At 70.3% G+C, this 16,108-nt stretch carries 14 protein-coding genes; 6 read left to right on the forward strand and 8 right to left on the reverse strand.

All coding sequences use genetic code 11. The features are described 5' to 3' along the window. Positions 1 to 51 precede the first annotated feature (51 nt). From M8859_RS23050 to M8859_RS23065, 4 genes are all read right to left on the reverse strand, one after another. Complete coding sequence (locus M8859_RS23050; RefSeq protein WP_159920462.1) at positions 52 to 834, reverse strand: ABC transporter permease; 783 nt, start codon at positions 832 to 834, stop codon at positions 52 to 54. Beyond that, positions 831 to 1,820, reverse strand: coding sequence for an ABC transporter ATP-binding protein (locus M8859_RS23055; protein WP_159920464.1), 990 nt, complete (start codon positions 1,818 to 1,820; stop codon positions 831 to 833). The genes M8859_RS23050 and M8859_RS23055 overlap by 4 nt, the downstream gene beginning before the upstream one ends. Then, the gene (locus tag M8859_RS23060) at positions 1,817 to 2,548 is read right to left on the reverse strand and encodes a hypothetical protein (protein ID WP_159920466.1); all 732 of its coding nucleotides are present in this window, start codon (positions 2,546 to 2,548) and stop codon (positions 1,817 to 1,819) included. The genes M8859_RS23055 and M8859_RS23060 overlap by 4 nt, the downstream gene beginning before the upstream one ends. A gap of 125 nt (positions 2,549 to 2,673) precedes the next feature. Next, positions 2,674 to 3,699, reverse strand: a complete 1,026-nt coding sequence (locus M8859_RS23065; RefSeq protein ID WP_159920468.1) for a glutathione S-transferase family protein — start codon at positions 3,697 to 3,699, stop codon at positions 2,674 to 2,676. A 38-nt stretch (positions 3,700 to 3,737) separates the two neighbouring features. On the opposite strand from M8859_RS23065, the gene M8859_RS23070 reads away from it, so the two are divergent. Both M8859_RS23070 and M8859_RS23075 read left to right on the forward strand, forming a co-directional pair. Continuing rightward, entirely contained in the window at positions 3,738 to 4,532 is a 795-nt protein-coding gene (locus M8859_RS23070; RefSeq protein ID WP_159920470.1) for an enoyl-CoA hydratase/isomerase family protein, read from the forward strand. A 92-nt stretch (positions 4,533 to 4,624) separates the two neighbouring features. After that, positions 4,625 to 5,872 carry a class I adenylate-forming enzyme family protein gene (locus M8859_RS23075; protein WP_249644807.1) on the forward strand — a complete coding sequence of 416 codons (1,248 nt, stop codon included), beginning with the start codon at positions 4,625 to 4,627 and terminating at the stop codon, positions 5,870 to 5,872. 7 nt (positions 5,873 to 5,879) lie between these two features. On the opposite strand, the gene M8859_RS23080 is transcribed toward M8859_RS23075, so the two are convergent. After that, positions 5,880 to 6,626 carry a tyrosine-protein phosphatase gene (locus tag M8859_RS23080; RefSeq protein WP_195140943.1) on the reverse strand — a complete coding sequence of 249 codons (747 nt, stop codon included), beginning with the start codon at positions 6,624 to 6,626 and terminating at the stop codon, positions 5,880 to 5,882. Positions 6,627 to 7,040: 414 nt separating this feature from the next. Between M8859_RS23080 and M8859_RS23085 the strand changes: the two genes are divergently transcribed. Together M8859_RS23085 and M8859_RS23090 are read left to right on the forward strand one after the other, a co-directional pair. Then, positions 7,041 to 7,523 carry a TetR family transcriptional regulator gene (locus M8859_RS23085; protein WP_159920476.1) on the forward strand — a complete coding sequence of 161 codons (483 nt, stop codon included), beginning with the start codon at positions 7,041 to 7,043 and terminating at the stop codon, positions 7,521 to 7,523. 46 nt (positions 7,524 to 7,569) lie between these two features. Then, positions 7,570 to 8,748, forward strand: a complete 1,179-nt coding sequence (locus M8859_RS23090; RefSeq protein WP_159920478.1) for an amino acid deaminase/aldolase — start codon at positions 7,570 to 7,572, stop codon at positions 8,746 to 8,748. Here M8859_RS23090 and M8859_RS23095 read toward each other — a convergent pair. Both M8859_RS23095 and M8859_RS23100 read right to left on the reverse strand, forming a co-directional pair. Continuing rightward, positions 8,718 to 12,092: an AAA domain-containing protein gene (locus M8859_RS23095; protein ID WP_249644846.1), complete on the reverse strand. Its 3,375-nt coding sequence runs from the start codon at positions 12,090 to 12,092 to the stop codon at positions 8,718 to 8,720. The two genes, M8859_RS23090 and M8859_RS23095, sit on opposite strands and share 31 nt — an antisense overlap. A 116-nt stretch (positions 12,093 to 12,208) precedes the next feature. Then, complete coding sequence (locus tag M8859_RS23100; RefSeq protein ID WP_159920482.1) at positions 12,209 to 14,002, reverse strand: DEAD/DEAH box helicase; 1,794 nt, start codon at positions 14,000 to 14,002, stop codon at positions 12,209 to 12,211. A 62-nt stretch (positions 14,003 to 14,064) separates the two neighbouring features. Between M8859_RS23100 and M8859_RS23105 the strand changes: the two genes are divergently transcribed. After that, positions 14,065 to 14,919 carry a carbon-nitrogen hydrolase family protein gene (locus M8859_RS23105; RefSeq protein WP_223520998.1) on the forward strand — a complete coding sequence of 285 codons (855 nt, stop codon included), beginning with the start codon at positions 14,065 to 14,067 and terminating at the stop codon, positions 14,917 to 14,919. A 12-nt stretch (positions 14,920 to 14,931) separates the two neighbouring features. Continuing rightward, complete coding sequence (locus M8859_RS23110) at positions 14,932 to 15,555, forward strand: phosphoribosyltransferase (protein WP_159920486.1); 624 nt, start codon at positions 14,932 to 14,934, stop codon at positions 15,553 to 15,555. A gap of 6 nt (positions 15,556 to 15,561) precedes the next feature. Here the strand turns inward: M8859_RS23110 and M8859_RS23115 are convergent, their stop codons facing one another. Beyond that, positions 15,562 to 16,086: a gamma carbonic anhydrase family protein gene (locus M8859_RS23115; RefSeq protein WP_159920488.1), complete on the reverse strand. Its 525-nt coding sequence runs from the start codon at positions 16,084 to 16,086 to the stop codon at positions 15,562 to 15,564. Between the last annotated feature and the right edge of the window lie 22 nt (positions 16,087 to 16,108).

Here is a 16,108-nt window from a genome sequence, read left to right on the forward strand (position 1 = left end):
GACGGTACCGACACCGACCGACAGCCCGTTGTTCCCGGCTGGGCTTTCGGGTCACAGGTCGCGGGTGCGCAGGCTCCACCAGCTCGCGGCGCCCAGCCCGATGGTCCACAGGAGCAGGACCACGACGGCGGCAGGGGTGGGCGCGAGGAAATCACTGTCGGGATAGGAGCCGACGGCCACGGTGCCGACGGTGGCGGAGACGGGCAGCACGGTGACCACGCCCGGGATGCCGAGACCGCGCGCGATCAGCCAGATCAAGGGTTCCGCGAGCAGGATCCAGCCGAGCAGTGAGGTCACTGCCCGAGTCGAGGAGCGCAGCAGGATGCCCGCGCTCGCGCCGATCAGCGACCAGCAGACCGCGGCGAGCAGTCCACCGCCGAGCACCGCGAACAACTCCCCGGTGACGGCGACCTTGCCCCGTCCGACGCCGAACAGCGCGCCGAGGGAGACCAATTCCACCGCCACCGCGGCCGCCAGCGCACAGCATCCGATGACCAGGAATTTCGCTGCGGCGAGCCGGTCGCGGTCGGCGGTGAACAGCGCGGTCACCGCCATGCTGTGGTACCGGTACTCCGACCCGGCGGCCACCGCGCCGAAGACCGTGGCCGCCAGCACGACCATGGCGAGGCCGATGTACAGCCCGATGGTCGACGCGCCGGTGGCCGGCTCGCCGCGCGGATTCGGCGGTCCGGCCAGGGCCGCCGAGGCGATACTCGCCAGCAGCGCCACCGCGACCAGCGCCCCGGCCAGGATCGGGCCGCGCGGCATCGTGACGAGCTTGCGGACCTCGGAATTGACGTTCGGCACCAGGTCCGCGGGCAGGATGGTGATCATCGTGGAATCCCGTAAGGCATCGGCGAGGGTTGCTGGAATCCGGGCGTCGCGAGACCCGGATACTGCGGAGCGGGCGCGGCCGTGGCTCTGGTCAAGGACGCGAGTACGCGATCGGGATGAATCGGGTCGGGAACGATGCTGTCGATCCGCACCTGCGCCGAGAGCGCCGCCGCCCGGATCTGCGCTTCGCTCGCCTCGGCGACGGCGAGGCGACCGTCCGGCCGGATCACCGCGTCGGTGAATCCCTGCGCCGCGAGCATGGTGGCCAGCGCGATGGGAGTGGAGGCCGCGACGACCAGTCGGTCCGGATGCCCGCGCCGCAACCGCGCCGGGGTGCCCTGGTAGACCACCGCACCCTGGCTCAGCACGATCAGCTGGTCCGCGCCCGGCAGAACGGCGCCGAGGCTCTCGCTGGTGAGCAGGACACTGCCGCCGCGGCGGGCGTGCTTGCGCAGGAAATCGTGCAGCCAGCCGCGTTCGGCGGTGTCGAGCCCCTCCATCGGCTCGTCGAGCGCCAGCAGCGGTGGGTCGCCGAGCAGCGCCGTGGCCAGGGCCAGCCTGGTCTGCTGCCCGATCGACAGAGCGCCGATCTTCGTCGCCGCGTGCTCGTCCAAGCCGACCAGCTCCAGGACGTCCGTCACGCGGCTGTCGAGGACTCCCGCCGCGGCGGCGTAGATCCATAGGTGGTCTCGTGCGGTACGGACCGGATGCAACCCACGTGGGGCGAGGACGCCGCCGATCACACTCGCCGAGCCCGCGGCGTCCCGCCGGGAGCCGGGGCCGCCGACGGACGCCGATCCGGCGGTGGGGACGAGCAGCCCGAGCAGCGCCCGCACGATCGTGGTCTTACCCGCGCCGCGCGGACCCACCAGCGCGGCGACGGCGCCGGCGGGCACGGTGAAGCTGACGTCCGTCACGGCGGTCGCCAAGTCGTACTGCTTGGTCAATCCCCGGACCGCGAACGCGATCGGCCGCGCCCCGCTCATCGTGGCGTGGCCGGGGGTCGCGGCTTCGCCGGGTCGATCGCGGTGAGCGGATCGGCGTCGATGACCATGTGCCGGTCGGCGGGCCAGGTGGTCGGCGCCGTCCCGAATGCCTTGCGCGCGTTGTTGATCGTGGCCTTGCCGAGCGCGCGGTTGCCCGCACCACCGATCACGGCGCCGATGCCCGCGGGTAGCACTTTGCCCGCCATCAGCGCGGCGCGCTTGGTGATGAACCGGACGATGAACCGCTTCAGCAGCGAATCGTTCATGCTCGACAGGCCGGGAATCCGGTTGGCGAAGGCCGTGCCCCAGTTCTTCGCCGAGGTGCCGACGCTCTTCTGCACGATCTGCATGCCGCTCTCGCCGAGCACGACGGCCAGCACGAGTGCCCTGCGCTGTTCCTGATCTTCCGGCGATATGCCGTGCACCGAGGCCACCGCCAGGGTGAAGACCGCCGAAGCCTCCATGAAGAAGGTGGTCTCGGCGCTGACCGCGGCGATGGCCGCGACGGTGCCGACGCCGGGGAACGCCGCGGTCGCGCCGACGGCGCTGCCGCTGCCGGTCACCGCGAGCAGGTACTGCTTCTCCAACCGCTCGATGATCTGCGCGGGACTCTCCTCGGGGTGGGAGCGGCGGATTCGGTCCACGTACTTGGCGACCGCGGGGGCCTGCAGGCGGGACCCGGTGTCGAGCAGTTCGACCACCGTCTTCTCGAACGCGCCTTTGAGCATCGGCGGCATCCTCCTCTTCCGGTCTGCTGGGTAGAACTGTATGGCACCGGTTGCCGTCAGCTCGTCATGACAACGAAGTACCCAGCCGGATCGGTTCCACCGGCGGCTGCCCGAGTTATGACCGGCTACGCGGGGGTGTGGACCGCGGGCACGCGTTCGGCCGACGGCGGAGGGGGCGGCGGGGTTCCGTCGCCGAAGGGCCTGCCGCCGAGTGTTTCCCGGCCGTGCGGGGTCTGCCAGTTCTCCAGGTCCGGGCCCTTGGGAACGATGCCGGTCGGGTTGATGTCGCGGTGCACCACGTAGTAGTGCGTCTTGATCTGCCCGAAGTCGATCGTGTCGCCGAAACCGGGAGTCTGGTACAGATCGCGCGCGTACGCCCACAGCACCGGCATCTCGGCCAGCTTGGACCGATTGCACTTGAAGTGCCCGTGGTACACCGCGTCGAAGCGGACCAGCGTGGTGAACAGCCGCACATCGGCCTCGGTGATCGTGTCGCCGACCAGATAGCGTTGTGTGGCAAGGCGTTCCGACAGCCAGTCCAGGCGGCGGAAGAGCCGGTCGTAGGCGGCGTCGTAGGCGTCCTGCGCGCCGGCGAACCCGCAGCGGTAGACGCCGTTGTTGACATCGCGAAACACCGCGAGGTTGACCTCGTCGATCTCCGCGCGCAGCGGTTCGGGGTACAGCCGGGGTGCGCCGGGCCGGTGGTGATCGGTCCACTCGGTGGAGAAGTCGAGCGTGATCTGCGCGTAGTCGTTCGTGACGACCTGCCCCGTCGGCACGTCGACGATGGCGGGCACCGTGATGCCCCGGGGGTAGTCCGGGAAGCGCGCCAGGTAGGCGTCGCGCAGCCGGGGTATGCCGAGTACCGGGTCGACGCCACCGGGGTCCAAGTCGAAGGTCCAACTGAGCTTGTCGTGCGTCGGACCGCACAGGCCCAGCGAGAGCACCGGTTCGAGCCCGAGCAGACGCCGCACGATCAGCGTGCGGTTGGCCCACGGGCAGGCGCGCGCCGCGACGAGCCGGTAGCGTCCCGGCTCGACCGGGTAGCCGTCGCGGCCGTCGGCCGTGATGCGGGTGGTGATGTAGTTCGTGTCCCTCTTGAACTCGCCGGGCTCGACGTAGGAACCGCTTGCGCTGGCCGACTTGGTCACAAGGACAGTCTTCCAGATCGACCTCGTACGCTGACCGGATGAGTGACACGAAGGCCACGCGCCTGGAGCGCGAGTTCACCGACGGCGGCGCGGAGGTGGCGACCCTCACCCTCGCCCATCCGCCGCTCAACCTCTTCGATCGGGCGATGCTGGACGCGCTGACCTCGGATATCGCCGAGCTGTCGGCGCGGCCGCCGCGCACGGTGCTGCTGCGCGCCGAGGGCAAGGTGGTCTCCGGCGGCGTCGACGTGCACGTCTTCGACGGTCTGACACCGGAGCAGGGAGCCGATTTGTGGCGCACCCTGTTCGCGCGGATCATCCATCCGCTGGAGGCGCTGCCGTGCCCGGTGGTATTCGCCGCGCACGGGCTGACCCTGACCGCCGCCTTCGAGATCGCGCTCGCCTGCGACATCCTGCTCGCGGCGCCGAAGGCGAAGTTCGGGTTGGTGGAGATCGTGGTCGGGCTGACCCCGTCGATGGGTGGCCCGCAGCGCCTGGCCGAACGAGCGGGCTCGGGTCGGGCTCGCGAGTTCGTGATGACCGGCGACCTCTACGACGCGGCGACCATGGCCGAGTGGGGGGTGGTGAACGCCGTGCACGACGACCTCGACACCGCGGCGCGAGCGCTGACCCACCGGCTGGCCGAGGGCCCGACGAAGGCTCACGGGGCGACCAAGAAGATCATCGAGGCGTGGCGTTCGGGCGGTGTGGCACATGCGGATTCGGTGACGCCCGAAGTGTCCGGCGCGCTGTTCGACACCGAGGACCTGAAGGGCGGTGTGCGCAGCTTCCTCGAGACCGGTCCGGGGAAGGCGCGCTACGCGGGGCGGTGACAGCTGGGACACGTTCATCGCCTATTCCAGCGAAGTTGTGACATGCGTCATATAGTCGCAGTGCCTGATACCTCGAGGCATGCGGAGGACGAATGTCGCAGTTGCTCGTCGAATATCCCCTCACCAGCCCGCACGCCTGGGACAACCCGCTAGCCCGGGGCGCCGACGGGGTGCTGCGCTACGGAAACCTCACACCCGCGCTGACCGAACTGCTCGATCTACAGGTGCACGCCTTCGGCACTCGCGAAGCCGTGGTGGAGGTCGGCGGCCCGCGCCTGACCTACCGTGAGCTGTGGCACTCCGCCTCCCGCATCGCGGGCGGCCTGCAGGAGCACGGCATCGGGTACGGCGACCGGGTGGTCATCCGCATGCCCTCGGGCGCTCGCTGGGTGCAGGCGTTTCTCGGCGCCTTGCTCAGTGGCGCGGTGCCGGTGCTGGTGCACGACAGGCTGCCCGACGCCGTGGCCGAGCGCGTGATCGTCGACAGCCGTGCGGATTTCGTGCTCGGCCCCACAAGCGTCGAGACCGAGTTGCCCGACGGGGCCGCCTACATCGATGACGGTGCGGCGCTGGGCGACCTGGCGCTGCTGTGCTACACCAGCGGAACCTGCGCGCCCAAGGGCGTGGAGTTGACCAACGAGAATCTGCTCTCCGCCGTGCGCTCGGTGGTCGCGGCGCTGGATCTGCCGACCGACGGCTTGCGCAACCTGGTGCTGCTGCCGTTGGCGCACGCCAGTGGCTGCGTCGATCAGCTGTTGCCGACCTTCGCGGTGGGCGGCACCGTGGTGCTCACCAGGGACGCCCGCGGCTTGGCCGAAGCCATCACCGCCGAGCGGATCGACATGGTCTGCGCGACGCCGCGGACTTTCGCGGACCTGTTGCCCGAACTCGTGGAACTGCGCGCCGAGGGATTGTGCACCGAGGGCATCGCGCGGATCAGCAAAGCAGGCCATCGCTCCGCGTCCCCGGTCGCGCCGGTCGACCTCACGGCCGGCCTGCGTGGCGTGTTCCCCGCGGCTCGGCAATGGTCGGTGTGGGGCGCGACCGAGACCAGCGGCATCGGTCTGGCAGTGGACGACGCCGAGCGGGCGGTGGACCCGTCCGAGGCTGCCGCGGTGCTCGGTTTCCCCTTCGGCGGAACGGAATTGGCGCTGTGGGGCCCGAAGGCGACGACGGGTCACGGTGAACTGCTGTGCCGCGGGCCGAATGTCACCCCGCGCTACTGGAACGACCCCACCACGACCGCGGCGCGCTTCACCGGAACCTGGTTCCACACCGGCGACCAGGTGACCATCGGCGCCGACGGATTGGTGCGCAAGGAAGCGGCGCCGGTCGAGTGATCCGCTCTCACTCGAGCATTCGTTCGCGCAGCCGCGCGAGCAGCGCGGGCGTCAGCCCGACGGTCGCGAGATAACCGTGCAGGTCGCCGTGCGCCTCGCGCATCGACGCGGTGGCGATGTCCAGGTACTCCTCGCGCACGCCGAGCAGGTCGACCGAGATCTCCTCACCGCCGAGCAGTTTGGTCGTCATGATGGCGCGCAGCGCGGGGATGGCCCCGTTGCTGAGCATGTAGTCGGCCTGTATGTCCGCCTCGGTGACACCGACCGCGCGCAGCAGCGTCGCGACGGCCCAGCCGGTGCGGTCCTTGCCCGCCGCGCAGTGCACCAGCACGGCGCCTTCGCCGCGCACGATGGACTCCGCGAGCGAGGCGATGGCGGCGTGCGCCTCGGGCAGTGCCGGGAACATCCGGTAGACCTCGAGCATGTGCGTATAGGCCGTCTGCGCGGTCGCCTCGTGCGGCGGCGCCTCGGCCATACGCGAGTCGAACGGGGTGACGGTCAGCCGGACGTCCGTGGGCAGCAGGTCTGCGCCCATGTGGTCGATCTCGCGCTGTCCGCGCAGGTCGTGCACGTCGCTGACGCCCAGTTCACGCAGCGCGGCGTGGCCTGCCTCGTCGAGTCCGCTCAGCTGGGCCGAGCGCAGCAGGACGCCGGGACGAACCTTGGCGCCGTCGTCGGTGCGCAGCCCGCCGGTGTCGCGGAAGTTGAACGTGCCGGAGAGAAAGTACTGATCGGCGGGGGGCGAGAGAGTCACCGATCCAGGCTATCGGTCTCGCGGAACGAAAAGGTGTCGATAGCGGATCGAACCCCCCACGGTAAGCGTGCCCGATTCGCCTGATTAAGATGTGGCATTCGCCACAGAATTTGGGCAGCCCGCGGCTCGAACCGTACCGTAGTCCACGGTCTGCCGAGCGTCGGGTGGCGCCGAGATCCACCGTCATAGCGGGATTTTAGGGTGATACGGCCTGATCGCAGCCCGATCCCGGTTGGGTAACAAAACATTCTTTCAGTCCGGAAATACCCATCGAAGCCGTTCTCAAACCCCGGAAACGCTCTACCATTGGTGATCGTTGGACCGGGCAGCCCAGGTGTTTCCCGATGTTGCCCGCCCTGTTCAGCGAGTCGCGCCGTCGGAGGTGCGCGAGTTCTTTCGCCGAGGGAGTCGTCGTTGAGCGCACGAGGAGAAGTAATAACAGAAATCCGGCTACGGCCGGCTGTCACCGAGGCTGTCGAGGCCGCGGCGGCCACGCTCGATTACCGGGGTCTGCGCGCGCTGCGGGTGCTGCTGCATGCCGGGGTCAGTGCCTACTGGCCGCTGGTGAAGGCCACTCCGGACAAGCAGATCAAGTCCTATGAGATGACGCTGCAGGCGTTGCGCGCGCGGTGGAACGGCGAGCGTGACTGCTTCCCGGACCCGATCGCGACGGAGTTCTACCGCGACAAGGACGCGGAGGTCACCGCGTTCCTGCGGTTGTGCGCCGAGCGTTCGGGAACGCAGTGGCTGGAACCGGTGGAGGCGATCGCGTGCAACGTCGTCTCGATCGTCCAGGGCACAGTCTTGCGCTGGCTGGCCGATTGCAATGACGAGACCATGCTGGTGGTGCTCGATGAGATGGTGAGCGGACTGGCCGCCAAGGCCACGGAACTCTGAACCGAAATACTGGACGTTTGACCAGTTTGGTGGTTGAGTTGTCCTGGTGACCGAGACGTCGCCGATCGCGGGGCTGCACGCGGCCACCGCGGAACTGGACCCGCCGCTGGCCGCCCTCGACCTGTCCACCCTGCGTGCGAACGCCGCCGACCTGGTGCGTCGAGCTGCGGGCACTCCGGTGCGCGTGGCCAGCAAATCCGTGCGCTGCCGCGCCGTCCTCGCCGAAGTCCTCGGCGCCGACCTCACCGCCGCGGGCGGCTTCGCGGGCATCATGTCCTACTCCCTGCGTGAGGCCCTGTGGCTGGTGCGCCACGGTGCGCGCGATGTCCTGCTCGGCTACCCGAGCGTGGACCGTGCGGCACTGGCGGAACTGGCGGCCGACGACATTCTGCTGCGCTCGATCACGCTGATGATCGACGACGCCGCGCAACTCGATCTGATCCGTTCGGCCGTCGGCACCGACCGGGTGCGGCCCCGGGTATGCCTGGACGTGGACGCTTCCCTGCGCATCGGCCCGCTGCATCTGGGCGTGCGCCGTTCCCCGGTCCGCACTGCGCTACAGGCGGCGAGCCTGGCGAGCGAGGCACTGCGGCGTGGCTTCGACGTGGTGGGCGTGATGACCTACGAGGCGCAGATCGCCGGGCTGCCGGACTCGAATGTCGCGGTGCGTTTGGTGAAGCGCGCTTCCGCGGGGGAGATCCGCAAGCGCCGGGCCGAAGTGCTCGACGCGGTCCGCTCGGTGACCGGCCTGCTCCAGATCGTCAACAGCGGGGGCAGCGGGTCGATCGAGGTCAGCGTCGCGGATCCGGACGTCACCGAGGTGACCGCGGGATCCGGGCTGTACGTGCCGACGCTGTTCGACCACTACCGGTCGTTCACCCCCAGGCCCGCGCTGTATTTCGCCACGCCCGTGCTGCGACGGCCCGCTCCCGGTATCGCCACCGTCTTCGCGGGCGGCTACATCGCTTCCGGCCCCGCCGGGCAGTCGCGGGTGCCCAAACCGGTGTGGCCGCGCACGGTGAAGCTGCTCGGCACCGAGGGCGCGGGCGAAGTACAGACCCCGCTGTCGGGCGCCGCGGAACTCCGGATCGGCGACCGGGTGTGGTTCCGGCACGCGAAGGCCGGTGAACTGTGCGAGCGGTTCGAGACGGTGCACCTGGTCGACGGGGACGGCTCCCGAGTCGCGGTGCCGACCTATCGGGGCGAGGGCGTCTGCTTCGGCTGACCCGCGTCGGCCAGCCGTAGGAACGCCGCGAGATCGGTGAGCTCGTCCGGGGTGCCGGGCAGGTACTCGGTGAGCAGCGGGGAGCGGATGACGATCGCCTTCCACATTGCGCGGCACAGCACGTGGCTCGAGCTGCGCGACAACAGCGACGGCATGCCGTAGGGAGCGTCGGCGGGACTGGAGGTGGCCATCGACAGCAGCACCACCGCCGCCTCCCGGCCGCGGAACCGATCCGGCGTGCCCACCAGGACGTCCTCGATTTTCGCGCGGGCCAGCAGGGTGCGGATGCGCCCGACCTGAGCGGCGTACGGCGCGACCACGAAGATGTCGTGCGGGTGCAGCCTGCGGGTGGTCGCTCCGATCGTCCAGGACATGCCGAGCAGCGCGCGGACGCGGCGCACCACTTCGCGTGCCTCCGCCGGTGACTCGGTGGCGTTGCCGTAATGCTCCACCAGGACGGTCTGGACGCCGGGCTCCTCGCCGTCCAGACGCCGGGCCAGCGTGACGGTCTCGTTGGCGCGCAGGCGGCCGTCGTAATACAGGCGGGAGACGGGGTCGCACACCGCGGGATGCATCCGCCAGGTGCGGTCGAGGAAATAGCCGCGCTCGGCGGGCAAGGTTTGGCGTCCCTCGGCGAGCCAGCCGAGCACGGAGTCACCGACCGGGGCCGGGTGGACGCCGCGAGCGGCCGACGGCGCCGGGTCGCCGAGCAGCAACAGGTTGCGCGCGCACGCCGCGACGGACACGGTCTCGGCCAGCGGGAAGCGGCCCGCGTCGGCGACCACGAGCAGGTCGAGGGAGATGTGGGGCACCAAATCCTCGTTCGCGAAATCGGCCGGGTCGCCGCCGAGGACGCAACCGCTGATCGCGTTGTCCAGGAATCGCGGATAGCGGGCGGCGTCGATCACGACCCACTCCGGGGCGAGGGTCGCCGCGTCCTTCTTGGCGACCAGTTCCGGCAGCACGCCCGCCCGCACGATCGCGTCGAGCAGGTTCTCCACGATCGATGGTTCTCGCGCGACGATGCCGATCCGCCATTTGTTGCGAGAGATCAGCCGCTCCAGCACCCGGGCGGCGGTCGCGGTCTTCCCGGTGCCCGACGGGCCCTGCACCGCGACGTAGGAGTGGTCGAGGGCGCACAGCGCGGCGGTGATCGCCGCGGCGTAGTCCCCGTGCACCTCGGGCAAGCGGACGTCGCCGAGAAGCCGGGGCGGGCGGCGCGCGAGGATGTCGAAGACGGCCGCGCGCGGCGTCTCCGGCAAGGTCATCAGCAACTGCTGCGCCGCGAGTTCGATGGCCGCTTCGGCATTCTCGTCCCAGGCCGGGAGGCCGGGCGCGATCGCGGAGGGCAGTTCGTCGTAGGGCTCGCAGCCCGCGGGCAGCAATTCCTCCAGCCGGACGGTGTCGTCGAATTCGGTGTCCACCGAGCAGCCGAGCACCGTCGCCTTCGCGGTGGCCCGCCGACCCGCGCCGGTGGCCATGCCTGCCGCTGTCGGCCGGTCGTAGAAGGTGTAGACGGTGGTGCCCGGTGTCAGGGCGCTCGGGCCGGGGGCGCCGCTGGGCCCGGTTCCGATCCGGCCGGTCAGGGTCAGATAGCGCCGCATCGTCGGGCGGTCGGGGCGGCGGTGCCACTTGGTGTCGACCGTGCCCCAGTCGGCGACCAGAACCCCCGGCGCGTCAGCCCATTCCTCCACCGGATGGCTGAGCCGGTCGGCGTGCGCCCACCACAGCGGCTGCCGCTCACGGCGGTGATAGCCGAGCGCTGCGGCCATCAGCGCGGCGGGATGCAGCGGATCACCTTGCGCGGCAGCGTATTCCGCGAGGGCAGCCTCCAGCGACGACGGCCGGGACGAGGGGACCGGTTCGGGCTCGCCGGGGACCGCCGCGGTGCACCACGTGTCCGTCCGGCCCGGCGGGCGGATGGCGATGCGCTGCTCGGCCGCGCGGTCGAGCAGCCAATCGCGCAGCCGCAGCACGGTGTGACAGTCGTGTTCGGCGGCGGCCGAACCCGTCGCGGCGGGAATCAGCCGTCGCAGCCCGCTCAGACGGTAGGACGACTCGCCGACGAGCAGCGCGCCGCGGACGATCGGATACAGATCGACGAGCACGCCTCCGCACAGCAGCTCGTCCACGAGTTCCTCGTTGACGCCGTGCCGTCCGGTGCAGCGCAGCAGCGCCGTCCGCACGGTTGCGGAGTAGTGGTAGACGTGCAGGTCCGGGTAGATCCGGCGGCGCTGCGTCAGATAGTCCAGCACCTGCTCGAGCACGCGGCGTTCGCCGGCGGCCCGCCCGGATCCGCTCGAGCCGACCGGCCCGCGCAACGACAGATGCACGGTGTCCGGCCCACCGACCTCGATGGTGAGCGGAGTGCCGCCGCCTCCCTCGACGGTGAGCGAGAGATCGCCGGGGGAGGGCGTGGGCAGCGCCGCGAGCGCGTCCGCGTCGAGCAGTGCGTACGTGGGCTCACCCGAAACTTCCCGGCGCAGTTGGATTTCCGCTTGCCTGCGCAGCGCGGACACGGTGCGCGGCGACACACCGGGCGCCGTGACCTCGGTGGTGGACAGCCGATCGATGGTGTTCACACCCGCTTCGCGCAGCCGGGCCCGAGCCGCCGGCGGCATGCCGGCCACGAGCAGCAGGTCGCGCGCGGCCGACAGCGCGGGGACGCAGGCACGGCAGCGGCCGCAGGCCAGATATCGGGGATCACCCCACTGCACCGGCAGCAGTTCGCCGAGCTTCTCGTCCACGATGCGCTCCACCCGGCGCCTGCGCGCCCGATACAGCGGAAGCAGGTCGCTCAGCGCCCGTGCGCTGCTCTCCTCGCCCAGATGCAAACGGACCAGCGGCGCGGTGAGCGCGCCGGAGCGGTCCAGAGCGTCGGCGCAGGCGGCGAGTTCGAGCGCGGCGCCTACCCGGTCGGCGGTCGTGGACGCGACGCCGTGCACCGTGTAGCGGACCCGATGTTCCGCCCGCACCAGGAAGTCGCCGGAGCAATGGAAGCGGCCGTCGAAGAAGGTCGCGTTGCGCACCACGTGCGCGCCGGAGCGCAGAGCGGCGACCGTGCCGGTGTGCGCGGCCGTCAGTGCCGCGACTTGCCGTCCCGGATCGCCCGGTTCGTCCGGCGGCCGGTCGATCTCGGCCACCGCGCCGCCGAACCGCGTGCGGTAGTCGTCGAGAAGGCGTTGCCGTAGGTCATCGGTCCCCGGCTCGGGGGCCTGGTCGAAGTTTCCGGGTTCGGCCGGGATGGTGCCCAATTCGGCGTCGAGAGCGCGCAGCAACGCGAACTCGCAGTGCGCCGCGCGTACGAGATCGACGGTGCTGCAGACGACACGATCACCGAACACGAACAAACGCGGCCCTCCTGTGTCTTCGCGGGACACCCGCTACCGGCGTGCGCCGAATTACACACGGACGGCAACACTGTAGCTAGCGCGCCTGACCTCGGTGTGCCCTCCCCGGATCAGGAACGCGGCTTACGGCGCTCCAGTCGCTTGACGCCTTCGCGTTCACGGCGCGGACCGCGGCTGAACGGGCGCTGCTGCGGCGGCCCCTGATCCAGTTGCAGCTGGATGAGCACACCACTGATCCTCGTGCGCCGCAACGCCTCCAGCGTTTCCTCCGGCAGCTGCGCGGGCAGCTCCACCAAGCTGTGGTCGGGACGGATGCTGATGTGCCCGAAGTCGCTGCGGCGCAGGCCGCCTTCGTTGGCGATGGCGCCGACGATCGCGCCCGGCACCACGCGATGCCGCTTACCGACGCTGATCCGGTAGGTCGCCAGCTCGGTTCCGGTCGCCCGGTGGTGCGTGCCGCCGGCCTGGCGCTCCTCCTCGAACCGCCGTGGGGGACGTTCGCGCGGCGCGCGGTCGCGCTGCGGGCGCTCGACCGGCTCCGGCTCGGGTTCCATGAAGAAGTTGTCGCCGTCGTAGGAGCCGATGGCCAGCGCCGCGGCGATGTCGGCCAGCGGGATGTTGTGCTCGCGCTCGTAGTCCTCGATCAGCTTGCGGAACAGCGCGAGATTGGAGGAGGCGAGGTTCTCGGTGATGGTGTCGCCGAACTTGGTGACGCGCTGGGCGTTGACGTCCTCCACGCTGGGCAGCTGCATCTCGGTCAGCGGGTGCCGGGTGGCCCGCTCGATCGACTTGAGCAGGTGTCGCTCGCGCGGCGCGACGAACAACAGCGCCTCGCCGCTGCGCCCGGCCCGGCCGGTGCGGCCGATCCGGTGCACGTAGGACTCGGTGTCGTGCGGGATGTCGTAGTTGACCACGTGCGAGATGCGGTCCACGTCCAGCCCGCGTGCGGCGACGTCGGTGGCTACCAGGATATCGAGCGCACCGGACTTCAGCTGCCCGATGGTGCGCTCGCGCTGGTTCTGCGCGATATCGCCGTTGATCGCGGCGGCGGAGAATCCCCTGGCGCGCAGCTTCTCGGCGAGCTCCTCGGTGGCCTGCTTGGTACGGACGAAGATGATCATCGCCTCGAACGACTCGACCTCGAGCACCCGGGTGAGCGCGTCCAGCTTGCGCTGGTGGGAGACCTGCACCCAGCGCTGGGTGATGTTGGTGGCCGTCGAGGTCTTCGCCTTGACCGTGATCTCGACCGGATCGTGCAGGTACTGCTTGGAAATCTTGCGGATCGCGGCGGGCATGGTCGCGGAGAACAGCGCCACCTGCTTGTCGGTGGGCGTATCGGCGAGGATGCGCTCGACGTCTTCCTGGAAGCCCATCTTCAGCATCTCGTCGGCTTCGTCGAGCACCAGGTACTGCAGCTGCGACAGGTCGAGCGTGCCCTTCTCCAGGTGGTCGATCACCCGGCCCGGCGTGCCGACCACGACGTGCGCGCCGCGGCGCAAGCCGGACAACTGCACGCCGTAGCTCTGCCCGCCGTAGATGGGCAGTACGTGCAGGCCGGGGATGTGCGCGGCGTAGCGGCCGAACGCCTCGGCGACCTGGATCGCGAGTTCACGAGTCGGCGCGAGCACGAGGGCGCGCGGGCTGCGGCCCGTGGGCTGCAACCCCATAAGGATCGGGATGGCGAACGCGGCGGTCTTGCCGGTGCCGGTCTGCGCGAGACCGACGACGTCGGCGCCGGAGAGCAACGGCGGAATCGTCGCGGCCTGGATCGGCGAGGGCGATTCGTATCCGACATCGGCGATGGCCGCCAGGATGCGGTCATCGATCCCCAGATCGGCGAAAGACGGGCCGTCAATGTCCCTGTCGTTGTCGCCAGGAACGCTGTCGACCTGATTGGTGCTCATTGACCAGGAGTTTACTGCCTCGTGCTGGCCGTCCCGGTCACCGCCCCAATACGGTGAGACCTATGCAACTGGACAACGCGCCCGCGCATCGAGACGCGACGCCGAATCGGCTGGACGTGGCGGTCGTCCAGTTCGCCCCCTCCACCGACCCATCGGCCAACGTCGCCGCGGTCGCGCGACACGTGCGCACGGCCCGCGAGCGCGGCGCGCGCGTGGTCGTCGCGCCGGAATACTCGATGTTCGCCGTGACCCGCCTCGACGAGCGGGTCGTCGCCGTCGCCGAACCGTTGACCGGCCCATTCGTCACCGGTCTCGCCGATATCGCGCGCGAGTCCGAAGTGTTCCTGGTCGCCGGAATGGTGGAGCAGGTCGCGCCGGGCAGCGACCGCATCCGCAACACGCTGGTAGTGCTCGGCCCCGACGGCTCCCTCGTCACCCGCTATCGGAAGGTGCACCTCTACGACGCGTTCGGCCACCTCGAATCCGACGTGGTCGAGCCGGGCGCGATCGAGGCTCCGGCCACCTTCACGGTCGCCGATGTGACATTCGGCATGCAGACCTGCTTCGATCTGCGCTTCCCGGAAGGCGCGCGCCGGGTCGCCGCGGCGGGCGCGCAGGTGCTGCTGTTGCCCGCCCAATGGATTCCGGGACCGGCCAAGGTCGATCAGTGGACCACGCTGCTGCGGGCGCGCGCCATCGAGAACACCGTGTACGTCGCGGCCGCCGATCAGGCCGCGCCGCGGGGCGCGGGAGCGTCGATGATCGTGGATCCGACCGGCTCGGTGCTCGCCGAACTCGGCGACGAGCCGGGCGTGCTGACCGCCGGAATCGACCTGGCGTACCTGAACGAGGTGCGCACGAACAACCCGAGCCTCGCGTTGCGTCGATTCGCGATCACCGAGCGCGGACCGGAGTAGCGTTCGGAATCGATGGTCTACACCGATCGGACCTCGGCCGGTCACGCGCTGGGTGCGCATCTGGAACACCTACGCGCGTCGAACCCGCTGGTGCTCGGTCTACCGCGCGGCGGAGTGCCGGTGGCCGCCGCGGTGCGCGAGGTGATCGGCGGCGACCTCGACATCCTGCTGGTCCGCAAGCTGGGTGTGCCGTGGCAGCCGGAGCTGGCGATGGGCGCCGTCGGGGAGGACGGGGTGCGGGTCCTGAATCCGGACGTGTTGGCGCACACCGGGTTGTCCCCGAAGCGGGTGGACTCGATCGAGGCGCGGGAGCGCACCGAGCTGGAGCGGCGCAGGCAGGTGCTGCGCGGCGCGGTGCGCCCGATCCCGCTGGCGGGGCGCACGGTGGTGATCGTCGACGACGGCATGGCGACCGGCGCCACCGTCGTGGTCGCCTGCCGGGTCGCGCGGCTGCACGAGCCCGCACTTGTCGTGGCCGCGGTCCCGGTCTCCTCCACGGAGGCGATGCGCCGGGTCGCCGACGAGGCCGACGAGGTGGTCTGCCCGTGGGTGCCGCGCTCGCTGGGCGGCGTCGGCGGCGCCTACCGTGATTTCCACCAGTTGGAGGACGCCGAGGTCACCGCGCTGCTGTGCTGACGGCGGTCAGATCTCGGCGATGCCCTTGCGGTGGCGCTGTGCCAGTTCGGCGTAGAAGCCCGGGTTGAGCCGCACCCACATCTGCGCCTGGGTGCCCTCGATCGGGCGTTTCACCTCGGCGGGGGCTCCGGCCGCGAGCACGCCGTCGGGGATCTCGGCGCCCGGCGGGACCAGCGAGTGGGCGGCGATCATGCTGCCCGCCCCGATCTTGGCCAGGTCCAGCACCGTGGTCCCGTTGCCGACGATGGCCTCCGCGCCCACCGCGGCCCCGTGGAACACCACGCTGTGCGCGATCGTCGCGCCGGGACCGATCTCCATCGGCACGTCCGGCGGCACGTGCAGCACCGCGTTGTCCTGGATGTTGGCGCGTTCCCGGATGACGATCGGCGCCAGGTCCGCGCGCAGCACCGCGCCGTACCAGATCGAGGCACCCGCCTCGACCCGGACGTCACCTATCAGGGTCGCCGTCGGTGCGACGAACGCCGTCGGATCGACCTGCGGCCGTTTGCCTTCGAATTCGTAGAGTGGCATTCGTACACCGTATCGGTGGTGC

This window comes from Nocardia sputi (genome assembly GCF_023501985.1).

What these genes read in the sequence shown, in the direction of transcription:
- M8859_RS23050 (WP_159920462.1), bottom strand. Translation starts at nt 834, where the DNA reads ATGATCACCATCCTGCCCGCGGACCTGGTGCCGAACGTCAATTCCGAG.
- M8859_RS23055 (WP_159920464.1), bottom strand. Translation starts at nt 1,820, where the DNA reads ATGAGCGGGGCGCGGCCGATCGCGTTCGCGGTCCGGGGATTGACCAAG.
- M8859_RS23060 (WP_159920466.1), bottom strand. Translation starts at nt 2,548, where the DNA reads ATGCTCAAAGGCGCGTTCGAGAAGACGGTGGTCGAACTGCTCGACACC.
- M8859_RS23070 (WP_159920470.1), top strand. Translation starts at nt 3,738, where the DNA reads ATGAGTGACACGAAGGCCACGCGCCTGGAGCGCGAGTTCACCGACGGC.
- M8859_RS23075 (WP_249644807.1), top strand. Translation starts at nt 4,625, where the DNA reads ATGTCGCAGTTGCTCGTCGAATATCCCCTCACCAGCCCGCACGCCTGG.
- M8859_RS23100 (WP_159920482.1), bottom strand. Translation starts at nt 14,002, where the DNA reads ATGAGCACCAATCAGGTCGACAGCGTTCCTGGCGACAACGACAGGGAC.
- M8859_RS23105 (WP_223520998.1), top strand. Translation starts at nt 14,065, where the DNA reads ATGCAACTGGACAACGCGCCCGCGCATCGAGACGCGACGCCGAATCGG.
- M8859_RS23110 (WP_159920486.1), top strand. Translation starts at nt 14,932, where the DNA reads ATGGTCTACACCGATCGGACCTCGGCCGGTCACGCGCTGGGTGCGCAT.
- M8859_RS23115 (WP_159920488.1), bottom strand. Translation starts at nt 16,086, where the DNA reads ATGCCACTCTACGAATTCGAAGGCAAACGGCCGCAGGTCGATCCGACG.